The sequence below is a fragment of the Rahnella inusitata genome, from assembly GCF_018288855.1.
GTDB lineage: Bacteria > Pseudomonadota > Gammaproteobacteria > Enterobacterales > Enterobacteriaceae > Rahnella > Rahnella inusitata.
Window position 1 is genome coordinate 112566 of sequence record NZ_CP065024.1, and the last position, 17284, is coordinate 129849.

The 17284-nt window shown below is 54.0% G+C and carries 14 protein-coding genes; 6 read left to right on the top strand and 8 right to left on the bottom strand.

The genetic code is table 11. From position 1 onward, the window contains the following. Positions 1-145 precede the first annotated feature (145 nt). The 4 genes from rmuC to katE form a co-directional block, all read right to left on the bottom strand. Positions 146-1669: a DNA recombination protein RmuC gene (rmuC, locus tag I2123_RS00510; RefSeq protein ID WP_213051565.1), complete on the bottom strand. Its 1524-nt coding sequence runs from the start codon at positions 1667-1669 to the stop codon at positions 146-148. A 157-nt stretch (positions 1670-1826) separates the two neighbouring features. Then, a complete protein-coding gene (locus I2123_RS00515) occupies positions 1827-2354 on the bottom strand; it encodes a DedA family protein (protein WP_120078313.1) in 528 nt (175 codons plus the stop codon). Between the two features lie 158 nt (positions 2355-2512). Continuing rightward, positions 2513-3274: a uridine phosphorylase gene (gene udp / locus I2123_RS00520; protein WP_112165624.1), complete on the bottom strand. Its 762-nt coding sequence runs from the start codon at positions 3272-3274 to the stop codon at positions 2513-2515. A 256-nt stretch (positions 3275-3530) separates the two neighbouring features. After that, a complete protein-coding gene (gene katE / locus I2123_RS00525; protein WP_112165622.1) occupies positions 3531-5813 on the bottom strand; it encodes a catalase HPII in 2283 nt (760 codons plus the stop codon). A 159-nt stretch (positions 5814-5972) separates the two neighbouring features. Here katE and I2123_RS00530 point away from each other — a divergent pair, with 159 nt between their 5' ends. Next, entirely contained in the window at positions 5973-6800 is an 828-nt protein-coding gene (locus tag I2123_RS00530; protein WP_112165620.1) for a dienelactone hydrolase family protein, read from the top strand. A gap of 107 nt (positions 6801-6907) precedes the next feature. On the opposite strand, the gene fsa is transcribed toward I2123_RS00530, so the two are convergent. Then, positions 6908-7570: a fructose-6-phosphate aldolase gene (fsa, locus tag I2123_RS00535; RefSeq protein ID WP_213051566.1), complete on the bottom strand. Its 663-nt coding sequence runs from the start codon at positions 7568-7570 to the stop codon at positions 6908-6910. Positions 7571-7581: 11 nt separating this feature from the next. Then, positions 7582-10086, bottom strand: a complete 2505-nt coding sequence (gene ptsP / locus I2123_RS00540; protein WP_213051567.1) for a phosphoenolpyruvate--protein phosphotransferase — start codon at positions 10084-10086, stop codon at positions 7582-7584. A 370-nt stretch (positions 10087-10456) separates the two neighbouring features. On the opposite strand from ptsP, the gene I2123_RS00545 reads away from it, so the two are divergent. From I2123_RS00545 to I2123_RS00565, 5 genes are read left to right on the top strand one after another with little or no spacing between them, the layout of a single operon-like run. Then, entirely contained in the window at positions 10457-11536 is a 1080-nt protein-coding gene (locus I2123_RS00545) for a PTS fructose transporter subunit EIIC (RefSeq protein WP_112165616.1), read from the top strand. A gap of 16 nt (positions 11537-11552) precedes the next feature. After that, a complete protein-coding gene (locus tag I2123_RS00550) occupies positions 11553-11882 on the top strand; it encodes a PTS fructose-like transporter subunit IIB (protein ID WP_112165614.1) in 330 nt (109 codons plus the stop codon). A gap of 16 nt (positions 11883-11898) precedes the next feature. Further along, positions 11899-14196 carry a formate C-acetyltransferase gene (locus tag I2123_RS00555; protein WP_213051568.1) on the top strand — a complete coding sequence of 766 codons (2298 nt, stop codon included), beginning with the start codon at positions 11899-11901 and terminating at the stop codon, positions 14194-14196. Next, positions 14162-15064: a [formate-C-acetyltransferase]-activating enzyme gene (locus I2123_RS00560; protein ID WP_213051569.1), complete on the top strand. Its 903-nt coding sequence runs from the start codon at positions 14162-14164 to the stop codon at positions 15062-15064. The genes I2123_RS00555 and I2123_RS00560 overlap by 35 nt, the downstream gene beginning before the upstream one ends. A gap of 45 nt (positions 15065-15109) precedes the next feature. Continuing rightward, on the top strand, positions 15110-15454 hold the full coding sequence (locus I2123_RS00565) for a PTS fructose-like transporter subunit IIB (RefSeq protein ID WP_213051570.1): 345 nt from the start codon (positions 15110-15112) through the stop codon (positions 15452-15454). Here I2123_RS00565 and I2123_RS00570 read toward each other — a convergent pair whose 3' ends face one another. Together I2123_RS00570 and budC are read right to left on the bottom strand one after the other, a co-directional pair. Continuing rightward, positions 15455-16318 (bottom strand): AraC family transcriptional regulator, encoded by an 864-nt coding sequence (locus I2123_RS00570; RefSeq protein WP_213051571.1) that lies wholly within the window; start codon positions 16316-16318, stop codon positions 15455-15457. Between the two features lie 159 nt (positions 16319-16477). After that, positions 16478-17242 carry a meso-2,3-butanediol dehydrogenase gene (budC, locus tag I2123_RS00575; RefSeq protein WP_213051572.1) on the bottom strand — a complete coding sequence of 255 codons (765 nt, stop codon included), beginning with the start codon at positions 17240-17242 and terminating at the stop codon, positions 16478-16480. Between the last annotated feature and the right edge of the window lie 42 nt (positions 17243-17284).

A 17284-nucleotide genomic window follows, 5' to 3' on the forward strand; every position in this document is an offset into this window, starting at 1 on the left:
ATGCCTGCTTTTTCAGTCGAACTCATGGGGAGAAGTGTATCAGAACCCGTTAGAAAGCCCCATCACCGATGCTGATTCAACATGTTGCAAAGATTCACCGGTTGAATCATAAAATCAGTGAAAACAGGGTGCCGCTGGTCAATAGTCATAATTCGTTCGGGTTCAACGTCGGTTCTTCTTCCGCATCAGAGGTGTCGGGCAGAGATGCGGTATCTTCAGGTTCGTTTTCCGCTTTTGCCATCTCGGCCAGAGAAGGGCTGATCGGCCGTTTAACTTCAACGCCCAACGCGCGGAAACTTTCTACCTGCCCTATGAGATTACCACGCCCTTGCGAGAGTTTATTCATTGCGGAACGATAACTTCCCTGCGCTTTATCCAGACTTTGCCCCATCGACTCCATATCGTCGACGAACAGACGCAGTTTGTCATACAGGCGGGCGGCGCGATCTGCGATACGTTTGGCATTCTGACTCTGATGTTCATAGCGCCACAAGTTACTGATGGTACGTAATGCCACCAGCAGAGTCGTCGGGCTGACAAGCATAATATTGTGTCGCAGCGCTTCGCTGATCAATTCGGGCTCACGGTCGATGGCCAGCAGAAAAGCGGGCTCGACGGGAATAAACATCAGCACATAATCGAGGCTGCGCAGGCCCGGAAGCTGCTGATAATCTTTGCGCCCCAGTAAACGGATATGCCCGCGTACCGACGCAATATGTTCACTGAGCGCCAGTTCACGCTCGCTGTCGTCTTCACTGTTAAAGTAACGCTCATAGGCCACCAGGGTCATTTTAGCGTCGATCACCACATCTTTGTTCTGCGGCAGACGTACCACGACGTCCGGTTGCATTCGGCTGTTGCTGTCCACCTGCACGCTGACCTGCGTCTGGTATTCGTATCCCTCGCGCAGACCGGAGGCTTCCAGAACGCGGCTCAGCACCACCTCGCCCCAGTTCCCCTGCGTCTTGTTATCGCCTTTCAGCGCTTTGGTGAGATTGACGGCTTCACGCGCCATTTCAACATTCAGCTGTTGCAGATTACGGATCTCGTGCGCCAGCGTATGTCGCTCACGCGCCTCCTGCCCGAAGCTGTCCTGCACCTGACGACGGAAACCGTCCAGTTGCTCGCGCAGCGGCAGCAACAGTTTATCGAGGCTTTGTTTGTTCTGTTCGTCAGCGCGACGGCCATTTTGTTCGAAGATACGGTTCGCAAGATTTTCAAACTGGCTGCTCAGACGCTGTTCGCTGTTGATCAGCAGCCGCTGCTTATCTTCGGCGGCCATGCGTGTTTCATCAAGACGGGTCGATACCTCACGTAATTCGGCTTCCTGTGCGCTGTTAATTTCACGCTGCGCACGCAGCTCCTGATTAAGCTGTTCGCATTCGTTTTGCCAGTGCGTCAGCAGTTGCAGTTTTTCCTGGCTGGCCGCCTGCATGCTGTGAAGTTTCCGTAACTCCAGTTCAGCCTCGCGGATTTGCTGCAAAGAGGATTGCCGCTCGACTTTGACCGCGTCATTTTCGGCCCTCACCTGCTCAAGAGATTGCTCAAGCAAACGGCGCTGAGTCTCGAACTCAGTCTGCTGTTGCTGCTGGCGTAAACTGGCCACCAGCCAGCCCACTAATAAGCCGATTAATCCGGCGCCGAGGGCCGTCAGAATACTGATATCCACGCGTTTTCCTTCTTAAAGTCATCTGCGGTCACGGTAATAGCAGGCTGTATGGATGTCCAGTCTATTTTCTGTTGCATTAAGGCTTTGCGGGATGTCTTCCAAAAAGGAATTTCTCTGCTATTTCCCCCTTGCGGCAGACATTCACAGAGAGCAGGATTCAAAACCAGCGGCTGAGCCATTGAATGCCAAAAGCGCCGGGCGCCAGAATACCGAAGGCCCAGATCAGCGCAGAAGTGATATTGGCAATCTGGAAGTACTTTTGCGGCATACCACAGATACCTGCGACCAGCGGGACGACAGCACGAAGCGGGCCAAAGAAGCGGCCAATAAACGCGCCCGGCATGCCCCATTTATCAAAAAAAGCGTGACCACGTACAAGCATTTGCGGATGACGGGAGAACGGCCAGAAGTTGCCGACACGATCCTGATAATGGGAACCGACCCAGTACGAAAGCCAGTCGCCCAGGAACGCACCGGCCGCCGCTGCCGCCCAGATGGGCCAGAAAGGGATACCAGTTTCGCCAATCAGCGCGCCAAGTCCGAGCAAAATAAAGGTCGCGGGAAGCAGCAGCGAAAGAAAGGCCAGTGATTCACCGAAAGCCAGGACAAAAACGATGGGCGCAGCCCACACCTGATGTGCACGAATAAACGTGGTGGTGTAATCCAGAATCTCGTTAACAGTCAAAAATGCAGTTCCTTTTTTCATGGAGTCGGAGGCGTAATGAAAGGGATTATTCCAGACTCACTACAAACCTGACCTTAACAGATCCTTTGGAATGGGCAAAAAAATGGGCCGCCGGAGGCAGCCCATAAATGTGATGTGTTGTTTTGATTTTATAAAAATTAAATCAGGCGGCGTGCGGCTTCGACGACAATCTTCACCGCATGGCTTTCGGTCTTTTTCATGGTTTCCGCGTTAGGAATTTCCTGCTGCGTGCGGTTCACGATGACACCCGCAACCATACCTGCACGCAGACCCTGGCTTGCACACATGGTCAGCAGAGTGGCAGATTCCATTTCGTAGTTCATCACGCCCATTTCCTGCCACTCTTTCATCGATTCTTTGAAACGACGAACAACACGGCCGGAGTAAGTATCATAACGTTCCTGACCCGGATAGAAGGTGTCAGAAGAGGCAGTTACGCCGATATGTGTTTGTGCGCCCACGGCTTCTGCCGCAGCGACCAGCGCTGTAGTACAGGCGAAATCGGCCACTGCCGGGAATTCCATCGGTGCAAAGTGCAGGCTGGCGCCGTCAAGACGCACAGCCGCCGTCGTCACCAGAACGTCGCCGACGCTGATATGCGGCTGAATGGCACCCGTGGTGCCCACGCGCAGGAAAGTGCGGATGCCGAGCTGTGCCAGCTCCTCGACTGCGATAGACGTTGACGGGCCACCGATACCGGTTGAGCACACGATCACAGATTTGCCGTCAAGCTCAGCGCGCCATGATGTAAATTCGCGGTGGGAAGCCAGGCGAACCGGGTTTTCCATCAGTTTGGCAATCTTCTCCACGCGCTCAGGGTCGCCGGGAACAATCGCCAGCGTCGCGCCGTTTAAATCTTTTTTGGTCAGGCCAAGGTGGAAAACTTCAGGCTGAGACATAACAAACTCCTCTGTGTGTAAGGTCAATTATTGGCAGGAGGAACACCCGGCAACTGTACTGAACATTGTGACGTCATTTCGTGACGGTCGTCACTATGATGTAACAACAAGAATAACGCATACATTTAATTTGTGACTTACATCACAAATTATGCCGCTAAAGAGGAAATTTTATACGGCGATGCCTCCATTGCGGACATAAAAAAGCAGACATCGCCCCGTGAGAGACTCTGCCTGCATAGATATTTACTGTAAATCAGGCGGGAACGGCGTCAGCTGCAGCGCTGCGTGACCAGATCCGGTGCTTCGCCAAATCTTTCAGGAATGCCTTCAGCAGGGCACCTTCAGCTTTTTCGCCTTCGATAATCCCCTCTTCTTTCACGTCATCCTTCAGCCCCAGCAGGGATTTAAAGCGGCGCGCGTCACCGCTCAGGCCAATAACTTTCAGATGTTTATAGGCTTCAAGAACGAAATGACGTGCGTCCCCGCTCATCAGCAATGCATCAATGTGCCCGTGCGGCACTATCACGGCGTCAACGGTGATTGACGGCGAACCGGCAAACGTCGCGTCAATCGGTAACGTCGAACCATCATCTGCGGTCACTGTCCCCAAATGGCTGGCCAGTAGTTTAGGGTGAACGCCCGCAGCCTGAAGCGCCTGCAAGGTTTCCAGAACATCGGCCGCGTGAACGCCGTCGCCCAGCAGCAGCGCAACCTGACGCCCTTTAATCACCCCTTTGCCGCTGGCATAGAGGCTGAGCGACGGATCGCTGTCCAGACCATTCACCGGTTTTGGGGGTTTGATTTTCAGCGTGTCTGCTGAAAGCGTCACGCCGACGTTTTTCGCCACCTTCTGCGCCAGCGACTGATCGACACGTGCCAGCAAATCCACCACGCGCTCGCGGATATAAGGTCGGGCGACTTTAGATAATTCAAACGAGAACGCCCCGGCAATGTGATCCTGCTCGGTTGGCGTCTGGCTCAACCAGAACAGGCGCGGCTGCGCATAAAACTCAGCAAACGACTCGCTGCGCTGGCGCACTTTTGCCGCATCAATTCGCTCAGGATAACTTTCGAAACCGCCGCCCGATGCGGCTGGAGGCGTTTCTCGCGGCCAGTTGTTGTTGATAGAATTCGGCTCGTAGTTTGCCGGATTGGTATCTACATCCTGACGGTGCATACCGTCACGCTGGAAGTTATGGTACGGACAGGTCGGCCGGTTAATCGGGATTTCGTGGAAATTCGGCCCGCCCAGACGGCTTATCTGCGTATCGGTGTAGGAGAAAAGCCGGCCCTGTAACAATGGATCGTTAGTGAAATCGATGCCCGGCACCACGTGCCCCGGATGGAACGCGACCTGCTCGGTTTCCGCAAAGTAGTTATCCGGGTTACGGTTAAGCACCATCTTGCCGATGAGCTGCACCGGCACCAGTTTTTCCGGAATCAGTTTGGTCGGGTCGAGCAAATCGAAATCAAATTTGAATTCGTCCTCTTCGGGGATCAACTGAACGCCCAGTTCATACTCCGGGTAATCGCCAGCCTCGATAGATTCCCACAGGTCACGACGGTGGAAATCCGCATCTTTCCCGGCCAGTTTCTGAGCTTCATCCCACAGCAGCGAGGCTTTGCCCGCCAGCGGTTTCCAGTGAAAACGCACAAAGGTGGATTTTCCTTTGGCATTCACGAAGCGAAATGTGTGGATGCCGAAACCTTCCATCGTGCGGTAACTGCGCGGAATGCCACGATCGGACATCGCCCAGAACACGTTATGCAAGGTTTCCGGTTGCAGGGAAACGTAATCCCAGAAGGAATCGTGCGCGCTGGCGCCCTGCGGAATTTCATTATGCGGTTCAGGTTTTACGGCATGCACAAAGTCCGGGAACTTGTGAGCGTCCTGAATAAAGAAGACCGGCGTGTTGTTACCGACCAAATCATAAATCCCTTCATCGGTATAAAACTTGGTGGCCCAGCCGCGAATATCACGGACGGAATCCGCAGAACCCCGCGACCCCTGCACAGTAGAAAAGCGCACAAACACGGGCGTCTGCTTTTTCGGGTCAGAGAGGAAACTGGCTTTGGTGACAGATTTCATGCTGCGGTAAGGCTGAAAATAACCGTGAGCCGCAGCACCTCGCGCATGAACGATACGTTCAGGAATACGCTCGTGGTCAAAATGGGTGATTTTCTCGCGGAGAATGAAATCTTCCAGCAGGGTCGGGCCACGGCTTCCGGCTTTCAGCGAGTTTTGATCATCAGAGATTTTCGTCCCCTGATTGGTGGTCAGCGGCTGTTTTTCACCATTTTTACGATGTCGCTCAAGCGCATCGAGTTTGGCGTTAGTATTCTGCGGACTTTTGGCACTGCCGGAGGCGGTAGGCTCTTTTCCGGGTGGTGTCGGTTGCGGCGAAGGCTGATAAGCGCGATCGGTGGGAGCCAGGTCTCCCAAGCCAGGTTGTGTGGATTTAATGCCCGTGGCGGGGGCGTGGCTTACCGGTAGTGACTCACTTTTCTTGGTTTTTTTTGAAGGTAATTTCGACATTGCACAAGACTCCTAACTTAAGTTTCGGGCGTTCCATGGGTCTTCCGTGACAGTTTTCCTGACTAACTTTTAACTATAGAACATCTCTTGCGCCTTGCTGTTGCCGCTTTCCGGCTATAGTTTTAATCCAAAGCGCAAATTTTCTGTATGGAGACTCCAATGAAAAATGATGAAATCCTCCCCCTGAAACAGGCTCCGACCAGCTTTGCGCCGGCCGTCACGCCGGTTGCGGAAACCACAATCCACACGGATACCGACGGCCTGCACGCCGGACAGACCACCATCCCTTCGCAGGGAGAAGATCTGCCCGCCTACCTTGCTCGTCCGGAGCAGTTCACCGGCAAATTACCTATCATTCTGGTGGTGCAGGAGATTTTTGGCGTACACGAACACATTCAGGATGTTTGTCGCCGTCTGGCGAAACAGGGCTATCTGGCGATTGCCCCCGAGCTGTATTTCCGTCAAGGAGACCCGCGCGATTACACTGAAATCAGCGAGTTATTTGCCAAACTGGTCAGTAAAGTGCCGGATCAGCAGGTACTTTCCGATCTTGACCACGCGGCCCACTGGGCGTCGCAGCACGGCGGCGATATCTCCAAATTAGGCATTACTGGTTTCTGCTGGGGTGGGCGGATCACCTGGCTTTATGCGGCACACAATCCGCAGCTGAAAGCCGGTGTGGCGTGGTACGGCAAACTGGTGGGCGATAAAACGCTGACCAGCCCGTCGAATCCGGTAGACCGCGCCGCCGCTCTTGATGCGCCAGTGCTTGGCTTGTATGGCGGGCAGGACAGCAGTATTCCGCAGGAAACTATCGAAACCATGCGTCAGGCTATTCGCGCTGCCAATGCCGATGCGGAAATCGTAGTGTATCCGCAAGCCGGGCACGCGTTTAACGCTGATTATCGCCCGAGTTATAACGCGGAAGCCGCAGCCGATGGCTGGCAGCGGATGCTGGATTATTTCGCTCAGTACGGCGTGAAATAAACGCACGTGAAGTGAAAGTTTTCGCATGCGAAAACAGAAAAGGCCTGACGGGTTTTCCCGTCGGGCCTTTTTTATGCGCAAGATTTAATCAGAAATAAAATCAATCATTACAGTGGGAGTTGCCCAAATGCGCCCTGCCAGTCTTCTTCGAACTTTTCTACCGCCGCCTGAACCGCAGGCGCACTGATAAACTGCTCCGCCACATCCACCGGCAGAGTGATTGACTGACACCCGGCCAGCAGACAAACCAGCGCCTGACGCGGCGTTTTAAAACTGGCCGCCAGCACTTTGGCGTGCGGAGCATGCAGCGTCAGTAATTGCTGCAACTCGGTGACCATCGCGATGCCATCACCGCCCTGGGCATCAAGCCGGTTCACATAGGGCGCGACATATTCCGCCCCCGCCAGTGCCGAAAGTAAACCCTGGCCTGCGCCATACACCGCAGTGCCCAGCGTCGGGATTTTACGGGTACGCAGAATTTTGATCGCCGCCAGCCCTTCGGCGGTGACCGGCACTTTGACGACCAGCCCCGGAACACGGGAGTGCAGCAATTCCGCCTCTTCCACCATGTGTTCGGCATGATTCGCCAGAACCTGTGCAAACAGTTTCCCTTCACCGCCCAGCGCATCACGCAGCGCAGGTAACACTTCCCACAATGAGGTCCGCGCTTTGGCAATAATACTGGGATTGGTAGTCACACCCTGCAACGGTAAAATTCGCGACAAACGCTTCACTGCACTGATATCAGCAGTATCCAGATAGAGTTCCATGCCATCTCCTGTCAGAGTTCAAGCTCTTGTTTCAGCAGCGCTTCGATTTGCACCGCCGTCGTTGACTGCATTAACGCATCGCGGAAACTGTCGTGCATAATCCGGCGCGCCAGCTTTGAGAAAATCCGCATATGCTGGTCACCCGCGGCGTGTTTGTTGAGGGTCAGCATGATGACAAACTGCGCCTCTTCATCACCCCATTGCACCGGCTCCTGTAATTTCGCCACGCTGATGGTCGATTGCTCGATGTGTTCAGATTTGGTGTGCGGAATGGCAAAGCCGAAACCAAGACCGGTGGAAAATACCGCTTCGCGTGCCCAGACGTCGGCGGCGAGTTTGCGCGGATAACGGCAGCGACCGGCCAGCATCAGGTTATCGACCATGCCTTTGATAACTTCTTCTTTACTGCGCCAGTCGGTATTCAGCGCCACGCATTCCGCAGTGATCAGCGGCGCGTCGTTCACCTCCATACGGAACTGCGCCAGCAGGTGTTCAACTTCCAGCGACGTGCGGCACTGCATCGCGCGGTTGAGCAACAGACGGCATTCGCGACTGTCGAGTTTCGACAACCGCGCTTTGGTGACCGGAATCGACGGTGCGCTCATGCTGATTTCATCCAGCCCCAGCCCAACCAACAGCGGCAACACCGAGCCTTTCGCACCCAGTTCACCGCACAGCCCTATCCATTTACCGTGACGATGCACTTCGCGCACAACATGATCGAGGCCGCGCAGGAACGCCGGATTCAGGCTGTTGTAATGACGGGTCACTTTTGCGTTATCGCGATCGACCGCCAGCAGATATTGCGTGAGATCGTTACTGCCGATGCTAAAGAAATCAATTTCTTCGCAGCACTGATCGATGATGAACATCACCGACGGCACTTCCAGCATGATCCCCAGCTGAATTTTTTCATCGAAAGGGATTTGCTCGTTGCGCAGGGACTGTTTGGCTTCTGCCAGACGATCTTTGATCCATAAAATCTCTTCTATCGAGGAGATCATCGGGATCATGATTTTCAGCGTTCCATGTGCCGAGGCCCGCAGGATCGAACGCAGCTGAGTGTGGAACAGCGGCAAGAATTCCTGATAAATACGCACAGCGCGATAACCAAGGAACGGGTTATTCTCAGCAGGAATATTCAGATAATGAACCGGCTTATCTCCACCGATATCCATCGTCCGCACGATAATGGTTTTTCCTTTCGCCGCTTCCGTCGCCTGACAGTAAATGTTGTACAACTCGTCTTCCGAAGGCGCACTGACGCGATCCATATACAGCATTTCTGTACGGAAGAGGCCGACCGCTTCCGCGCCGTTGCTGAAAGCGGCACTGGCTTCGACTGAATGCGCAATGTTCGCCGCCACTTCCATCCGCACGCCATCCGCGGTATAGCCCGGTTTGTAGAGATATACGCTCTGCTGCTGGCGCAATGCCTGATGGACGGCCTGCTCCTGACGGTAATAACGACGCACAGGCTCCGTCAGCGCGCAGGCTATCAGCCCCAGATCGCCGTCGATTTGCACGTCCTGACGCAGATAAACCTGCAAAGGCTGAGGGTCGACACCTACCAGCGTAGGAATATTGAACGATCGCGCGAGAATAACCGTATGGGACGTACTGCCGCCGCTGCCGAGCAGCAGGCCTTTCAGATGCTTTTTATCCAGTTCGAGAAACTGGCTGGGGGTCAGTTCATCCGCCAGACAGATGCTGGCTTCACTGAGGGTTTGCTGGGAAGCAAACTGCGCTTCGCCGTAAATATGCTGCAACAGCTGGAAACTGACATCACGAATATCCAGTTCCCGTTCGCGCAGATAAGCGCTGGACGATTTTGCGAGTTGCGCACTGAAATGCGCGGCGGTTTCCACAATGCTCTGCGCGCAGCTTTTTCCTTCCATCACATGGCTTAGCAACGCGTCGCGCAGGCTGTTATCGCGAAGCAAAGAACGATGCGCTTCAAGCACAGCGGTAATGGTGCAGCTGCCTTCCATTAGCTGTAATTCAATAGATTTTTCGAGCTGTGCCAGCCCGCCGGAAAGCAAACTTTGTTCTTTATCCTTGCCTTGAGACGCAGGCAAATCAGTCAATGCCGCCAGATTCACGTTGGAGAGATTAACCAGTTTGCCCAGCGCACAGCCTTCACTGACGGAACGGGCGCGGTAAATCACCGGGGAAAGATGCGTCAGGGATTCGGGGAGAGGCTCACGATCTGCGGTTTGATCGTGTTCAGGAAGGGCTTCATCACACAGCGGAAACTGATGCTCGATGAAATGCGCCAGCGCTGCCAGTGCTGCCACTTCGTCAACACCTTCGACCGTCACATGGCATTCATCGCCAGACAGAATGTCTGCGCCAATCAGCGACAACACACTTTTACCGTCAGCAACACGGTCAGTGCGAGTGTTATACCATTGAAACGTCGATTCAAATCCGTTGCACAACGATTCTATATGGCTCGCCGGACGAGCATGAACCCCATTAACCAGTACGCAGGTGAAGCTCAACTTCTTGGTCATTTCTGAATCCTCATCCCAGATGCCGGTGATCATTACCGGCACTCGCAGAATAGGGTCCCGAGGCTCATGCTGACTACGAGACAAAAATGACAAACACTGGATAAATGTAATGTATCCCGCTTTTTGCGAGACAGCTCACACTGTACAGGAGTCGATAAACCTCCCCTTATCTCGGGTTATTTGAAGCCGCTCGCATTTTCGATCGAACATTACAAAAGTCCAGTAAAACACAAATCTGTCCACTATTAGCGCCACCGCCCTCAGCCTATTGTTGTCGTCGATACCCTTTTAGTATCTGCGCTTTTTCACCAAAAGAAGCCCTGATATTTGTGATCGTTACGCCCGACACCGGAAGCTCCAGGAGCTAATCATGAAAGACTTGCTCAATATTCTAAAAAATACCCGCCAGCACCTGATGACTGGCGTCTCACACATGATTCCTTTTGTGGTCGCGGGCGGCATTTTGCTGGCCATCTCTGTCATGCTTTACGGTAAAGGTGCTGTGCCGGATGCCTTAACCGATCCGAATCTGAAAAAACTGTTTGATATCGGCGTTGCCGGTCTGACCCTGATGGTACCTTTTCTGGCCGCCTACATCGGTTACTCCATCGCTGACCGCTCAGCGCTGGCACCTGCTGCCATCGGTGCCTGGGTGGGCGCTTCCTTTGGCGCAGGCTTTTTCGGGGCGATCATCGCCGGCCTGCTGGGCGGCATTATCGTTTTCTATCTCAAAAAGATCCCTGTACCGAAGATCCTGCGCTCTGTGATGCCGATCTTTGTGATCCCGATCGTCGGCACCTTGCTGACGGCGGGGATCATGATGTGGGGCCTGGGCGAACCTGTCGGGCTGCTGACTACCTCGCTCACCCACTGGCTGCAAGGGATGCAACAAGGCAGCATTGTGGTACTCGCTATCATTATGGGGCTGATGCTGGCCTTCGACATGGGCGGGCCTGTGAATAAGGTTGCCTACGCATTTATGCTGATCTGCGTCGCGCAGGGCGTGTATACCGTCGTTGCCATTGCTGCGGTCGCTATCGCCACACCTCCCCTTGGCGTCGGTTTCGCCACCCTGATTGGTCGCAAGTTTTACTCCACAGAGGAACGTGAAGCGGGCAAAGCGGCCATGTTAATGGGCTGCGTCGGCATCACTGAGGGCGCAATCCCTTTCGCCGCCGCTGATCCGCTGCGCGTCATTCCTTCCATCATGATCGGTTCGGCCTGTGCAGCAGTCACCGCTGCATTGCTCGGCGCAGAATGCTATGCGGGCTGGGGTGGCCTGATCGTACTGCCCGTCGTTCAGGGCAAATTTGCTTATATCGGCGCGCTGCTGGTTGGCATGATCGTGACCGCCCTGTGTCTCAACCTGCTGAAATATCTCGCCGCCAAAAAACAATCCACCAAAAACCACCAGGAATCTGATCTGGATTTGGACTTTGAAATTAACTGACATCAGGGAAAATATTATGACCAACATTATTGCTGTTACCGCCTGCCCGTCCGGCGTTGCTCATACCTACATGGCAGCGGAGGCTATCGAACGTGCAGCCAAAGCTAAAGGTTGGGATTGCAAAGTGGAAACGCAGGGCTCAATCGGTCTGGAGAACGAGCTGACGGCAGAAGACGTGGCCGCTGCGGACATTGTGATTCTCACCAAAGATATCGGCATCAAATTCGAGGAACGCTTTAAAGGGAAAATGACGGTGCGCGTTGGCATCAGTGACGCAGTCAAACGCGCCGACGCCATCATGGAAAAGATTGCCGCACACCTCAAGAACACGGCTGTCACGGATTGAATTTAAGGAGAACAGGATGACTTCCCGCATCGATCGTCTGAAAGCCGCGCTTTTCGCCAGCCCGCGTGAAATCTCGCTGGAACGCGCCTTGCTGTATACCGCAAGCCATCGAAAGACTGAGGGTGAACCGACGCTTCTTCGCCGTGCGAAGGCCACGGCATACATTCTGGATCACGTTGAGATTACTTTGCGCGAAGACGAACTGATTGCCGGTAATCGCACGGTAAAACCACGTGCGGGGATCGTCTCTCCTGAAATGGATCCCTACTGGCTGCTCAAAGAGCTGGATGCTTTCTCCACCCGTCCGCAGGATCGTTTCAACATTTCTGCGAAGGATAAACAGGTTTATCGTGAGCAGCTTTTCCCTTATTGGGAATCGCGTTCGATGAAAGACTTCATCAACAGCCAGATGCCGGAAGAGGTCACCGCCGCCACCAAAACGCAGATTTTCAGCATCAACCAGACCGACAAAGGTCAGGGCCACATCATTATTGATTATCCGCGTCTGCTGAACACCGGTCTGGATAATTTAGTGGCCGGGCTACAGCAGCACGTTTCACAGGAGCCAGATAACGCGTTCTACCAGGCGGCGCTGATTCTGTTGCAGGCGGCAAAACGGCACATTCTGCGTTACGCCGCGCTGGCGACGCTGATGGCGGAGGAATGTGAAGATCCGCAAAGAAAACAGGAATTGGAAAGAATCGCCGGTATTTCGCTGCATATTTCAGCCAGTAAGCCACAGGATTTCTATCAGGCCTGCCAGTTGTTCTGGTACATGAATATTATTTTGCAGTACGAATCCAACGCCAGTTCGCTCTCACTCGGGCGCTTCGATCAGTACATGTTACCGTTCTATCAACATTCCTTGTCACACGGGGAATCGCCAGCATTCCTCAAAGAACTGCTGGAAAGCCTGTGGGTGAAATGCAACGACATCGTCCTGCTGCGCTCGGCCTCTAGCGCGCGGTATTTCGCCGGATTCCCGACCGGGTATACCATCTTGCTCGGTGGCCTTACTGAAACCGGGCGCAGCGCCGTAAACGTGCTTTCATTCCTGTGTCTGGATGCCTACCAGAGCATCTGCCTGCCACAGCCCAATCTCGGCGTGCGGGTAAATGAACTCATTGACCGCCCGTTCCTGCTGAAAACAGCCGAAACCATTCGTCTCGGCACCGGCATACCGCAAATTTTTAATGATGAAGTGGTAGTGCCCGCGTTTCTTAACCGCGGTGTGCGGCTCGAAGATGCACGGGATTATGCCGTTGTGGGCTGTGTGGAACTGTCGATTCCAGGGAAAACTTACGGGCTGCACGATATCGCCATGTTTAATCTGCTGAAAGTGATGGAATTAACACTGCATGAAAACGAAGGTAATGCGGCGATCACCTACCAGGATCTGGTGGAAAAGATCTGCCAGAAAATCAGCCACTACGTCAAACTGATGGCGCAGGGCAGCAACATCTGCGACATCGGCCACCGCGACTGGGCGCCCGTTCCGCTGCTCTCTTCATTTATTGAAGGTTGTCTGGAGAGCGGCAAAGACATCACCGCAGGCGGCGCACGCTACAACTTCTCCGGCGTTCAGGGAATTGGCATCGCCAACCTCAGCAATTCCCTGCATGCGCTGAAAGGCATGGTTTTTGACCAGCAACGTCTGACATTTGATGAGTTACTGGCGTCACTGAAAGAAAATTTTGCCAGCGAAGAAGGTCGCGCCATTCGAGCCCGTCTGATTAATCGCTTTGAAAAATACGGCAACGATGTCGATGAAGTTGATCTCATCAGCGCCGATTTGCTGCGTTATTACTGCAAAGAAGTCGAGCAATACCGTAATCCGCGCGGCGGGCAATTCACGCCGGGCTCCTATACGGTTTCAGCTCATGTGCCATTAGGCGCGGTGGTCGGCGCGACGCCGGATGGCCGCTATGCCGGTGAACAGCTGGCCGACGGCGGGCTTTCACCAATGCTGGGGCAAGATCATCAAGGGCCGACTGCCGTACTGAAATCGGTCAGCAAACTCGATAACACGCTGCTTTCCAACGGTACGCTACTGAATGTGAAATTCACGCCGTCGACGCTCGAAGGTCATCAGGGGCTGAACAAGTTGGCAGATTTCCTCGGCGCATTCACCCGCCTAAAATTGCAGCATGTGCAATTTAACGTAGTCAATGCAGAGCAACTGCGCGAAGCGCAAAAGCGTCCGCAGGATTTCGCGGGGCTGGTCGTCAGGGTAGCAGGCTACAGCGCATTCTTCGTCGAGCTGTCAAAGGAGATTCAGGATGACATTATCGGCCGAACCGCGCATCAGCTCTGAGCTGCGCATCCCCATCGTCGTAAAAAGGACCGTCGCAGATAACACCCTGCGCGGACGCATCTTCAACATTCAGCGGTTTTCACTTAACGACGGCCAGGGTATTCGTACCCTTGTTTTCTTCAAAGGATGCCCGCACCGCTGCCCGTGGTGCGCTAATCCCGAGTCTATGTCGCCACGCATACACGTCATCAAACGGCAGGCGAAATGCCTCAACTGCCGGACATGCCTGCAGGATCCGGATGAATGCCCCAGCGGTGCGATGGAATATGTCGGCGAAGACATTACGCTGCCAGAACTCATGAAACGTCTGCTGAAGGACGAGGTGTTTTTCCGCTCGTCCGGCGGCGGCGTCACGCTTTCGGGTGGTGAAGTGCTGATGCAACATGCTTTTGCCAGCGCGTTATTGCAGGAGCTACAGGCTCTGGGCATTCATACGGCTATCGAAACGGCAGGCGATGCGCCGCGGGATCACCTGCTTGCGCTGGCCGATCGCTGCGATCAGGTTTTGTTTGATTTCAAAATAATGGATCCGTCACTGGCACGTTCCATTCTCAACATGAATCAGCCACGCGTGCTGGAGAATTTCAGTGAACTTGCCCGGCGCGGCGTGAAGCTGCTGCCCCGTTTACCACTGATCCCCGGTTACACCCTGAAGCCCGAAAACATGCAACAGATCCTGGATTTCCTTAAACCCTTCCACTTAAATGAAATCCATCTGTTACCCTTCCACAAATACGGTGAAGCCAAGTATCCGCTGCTGGGGAAAATCTATTCCATGCACAAAACGCCGGTGCCTGAAGCAGAAACCCTTGCGCTTTATCGTGCGCTGGCGGAAAGCTACGGATATCGGGTCACGCTGGGTGGCTAGGGTGTTAAGCACCGGATCAATGATTTCCGACAAAGGGGCATAGCAATGTCATTGAAATTGGTCGCCGTCACGGCGTGCATCAGCGGTGTGGCGCATACGTACATGGCGGCAGAGCGTCTGGAAAAGCTCAGTGCGCAGGAAAAATGGCAGGTAAAAGTGGAAACGCAGGGCGCCCTGGGCATCGAAAATTCGCTTTCAGAAAGCGATATTGCGCAAGCGGATATTGTCCTGCTGGTCACCGAGATCCAGCTTGAAAACCGCGAGCGCTTTTCCCACAGTCGCTGCGTTCAGACGGGTATGCATACATTTTTGCGCACGCCGGAAAAAGTGATGGCTGCTGTCAAAAAAATCGCCACCTCGCCGCAGGGTACGCAGATCGTTTTACCCTAGTCAGGGGTGTGCTTGTTCCAACTGGCTACGGTATTGCCGGCGATACTCTGAAGGCGAGCGCTCGGTGCTTTTCTTAAACTGGCGGCAAAAATAGTTGCTGTCGACAAACCCGCAGGCATGAGCGACTTCTTTCACCTTCATGTCGTAGCCTTTCAGCAGATTTTTTGCCTGCTCCAGCCGCACATAATTCAGATATTCATTTAGCCCGACTCCGCCGCTTTTCTGGAACAGATGCGACAGATAATTCGGTGAGATATAAAACGCTTTGGCGACGGAATCGCGGGTCAGCGGCTCACGATAATATTCTTCGATGTGCTGGCGGATCGCCGTGAACAGCGCCTGACTACGCGACGCGGTCTGAACCGAAGAGCTGAACAGATCCAGCGTATGGCTCAGCAACCCTTTTACCAAAAACTGTGCCGTTTGCTGATCGCTTCGGTGCCACGCCAGTTCATTCAACGCCTGTAACATAAACGCGCCGACACGAGGTCCGCGCCTGCCAATATTGCCCTTTTCGCTCCCCTCAAAACCTGTACCATCCCAGTGAAGCAGGCTAAATCCAAGCTGCTGTTTGCCAAACAAAATACTCAGCGTCCGCACCGGCTTTTGCCACTGGGGGCTGTTCCAGCCTTTTGCCGGAACGAACAATACATCGCCCGCCAGCATTCGCGTCGCCTGACTTTTGCCCTGCTCGTCTTCCCATTCCATCATCTGCTCGCCATCCAGAATCAGTTCCAGACGCGGAAAATCCACCTGATACGCCAGCGCGGGCACCGGATGCTGGGCACCGGCGAAATAGACTTGGCGGATCCCTGTGGCGTCTTCAAGTACCGGAGATAAAACAGAAAAAAGTGGATGGGTCATGATCGGGCTACCTCTCAGCATAATCTGGCTATGATAACTAACCCCGGCTGAAGGCAGAAAGGGAACTCGCAGATTTGCGAGGAACGATGGAAAACGGCTCACTGGCCAGCCTTAAGGCGGGCACAGTGAGCCATAAATATCTTTAAGGGCTGTAAATATTCAGGCTTGCGGAGGCTGGCCATTGGACGCACTCAGGCCACCGTCCACCGGCAGATTCACGCCGGTGACGAATCGCGCATCGTGGCTGGCGAGAAAGGCTATTACATCAGCGATTTCTTCCGGCTCTGCGCCACGGCCAAGCGGGATGCGTTCAGCGAATTTATCCAGCAGCGGCTGGTTGTCTTTAATCCCGGCCGCCATCTCGGTAAACGTCAGTGACGGGCAAACCGCGTTAACGCGCACGCCGTCTTTGCCGTGATCCATCGCAATCGAACGGGTAAAGTTGGTCACGCCACCTTTGGCCGCGTTGTAAAAGCTCATTCCCCAGTCGCCACCCATACCGGAGACCGATGAAATGTTGACGATGTTACCTTTGCTTTTAATCAGCGCGGGCATGAAGAAGCGGGTACAGTAGAAGACGCCGCTCAGGTCGATCGCCATGATTTTTTGCCAGTCATCGAGACTCGCTTCGGTGACCTTGCCCTGCACCACGACACCTGCGCCGTTTACCAGCACATCCACGCGGCCAAATTTATCTTCGATGACCGAGGCCATGCGTTCAACGTCCTGCGCCGAAGACACATCTGCCAGATGAATATAATACTGCGTGCTGCTTAACGTGCTGGCCACTTTCTCGAGCTTTTCTTTGGTTCGCCCGACCAGCACAACAATCGCGCCCTCTTTGGCAAAACGCTGGGCGGAAGCTGCGCCCATACCTGAACCCGCGCCGGTAACGACAACCACTTTGTCTGTAAATCGGTTCATGTTCTCTCCCTGTCTTAATGAGTTGAAACCTGTATTAAGCCT

What these genes read in the sequence shown, in the direction of transcription:
- udp (WP_112165624.1), bottom strand. Translation starts at nt 3,274, where the DNA reads ATGTCTCAGCCTGAAGTTTTCCACCTTGGCCTGACCAAAAAAGATTTA.
- katE (WP_112165622.1), bottom strand. Translation starts at nt 5,813, where the DNA reads ATGTCGAAATTACCTTCAAAAAAAACCAAGAAAAGTGAGTCACTACCG.
- I2123_RS00530 (WP_112165620.1), top strand. Translation starts at nt 5,973, where the DNA reads ATGAAAAATGATGAAATCCTCCCCCTGAAACAGGCTCCGACCAGCTTT.
- fsa (WP_213051566.1), bottom strand. Translation starts at nt 7,570, where the DNA reads ATGGAACTCTATCTGGATACTGCTGATATCAGTGCAGTGAAGCGTTTG.
- ptsP (WP_213051567.1), bottom strand. Translation starts at nt 10,086, where the DNA reads ATGACCAAGAAGTTGAGCTTCACCTGCGTACTGGTTAATGGGGTTCAT.
- I2123_RS00545 (WP_112165616.1), top strand. Translation starts at nt 10,457, where the DNA reads ATGAAAGACTTGCTCAATATTCTAAAAAATACCCGCCAGCACCTGATG.
- I2123_RS00550 (WP_112165614.1), top strand. Translation starts at nt 11,553, where the DNA reads ATGACCAACATTATTGCTGTTACCGCCTGCCCGTCCGGCGTTGCTCAT.
- I2123_RS00555 (WP_213051568.1), top strand. Translation starts at nt 11,899, where the DNA reads ATGACTTCCCGCATCGATCGTCTGAAAGCCGCGCTTTTCGCCAGCCCG.
- I2123_RS00560 (WP_213051569.1), top strand. Translation starts at nt 14,162, where the DNA reads ATGACATTATCGGCCGAACCGCGCATCAGCTCTGAGCTGCGCATCCCC.
- I2123_RS00565 (WP_213051570.1), top strand. Translation starts at nt 15,110, where the DNA reads ATGTCATTGAAATTGGTCGCCGTCACGGCGTGCATCAGCGGTGTGGCG.
- I2123_RS00570 (WP_213051571.1), bottom strand. Translation starts at nt 16,318, where the DNA reads ATGACCCATCCACTTTTTTCTGTTTTATCTCCGGTACTTGAAGACGCC.
- budC (WP_213051572.1), bottom strand. Translation starts at nt 17,242, where the DNA reads ATGAACCGATTTACAGACAAAGTGGTTGTCGTTACCGGCGCGGGTTCA.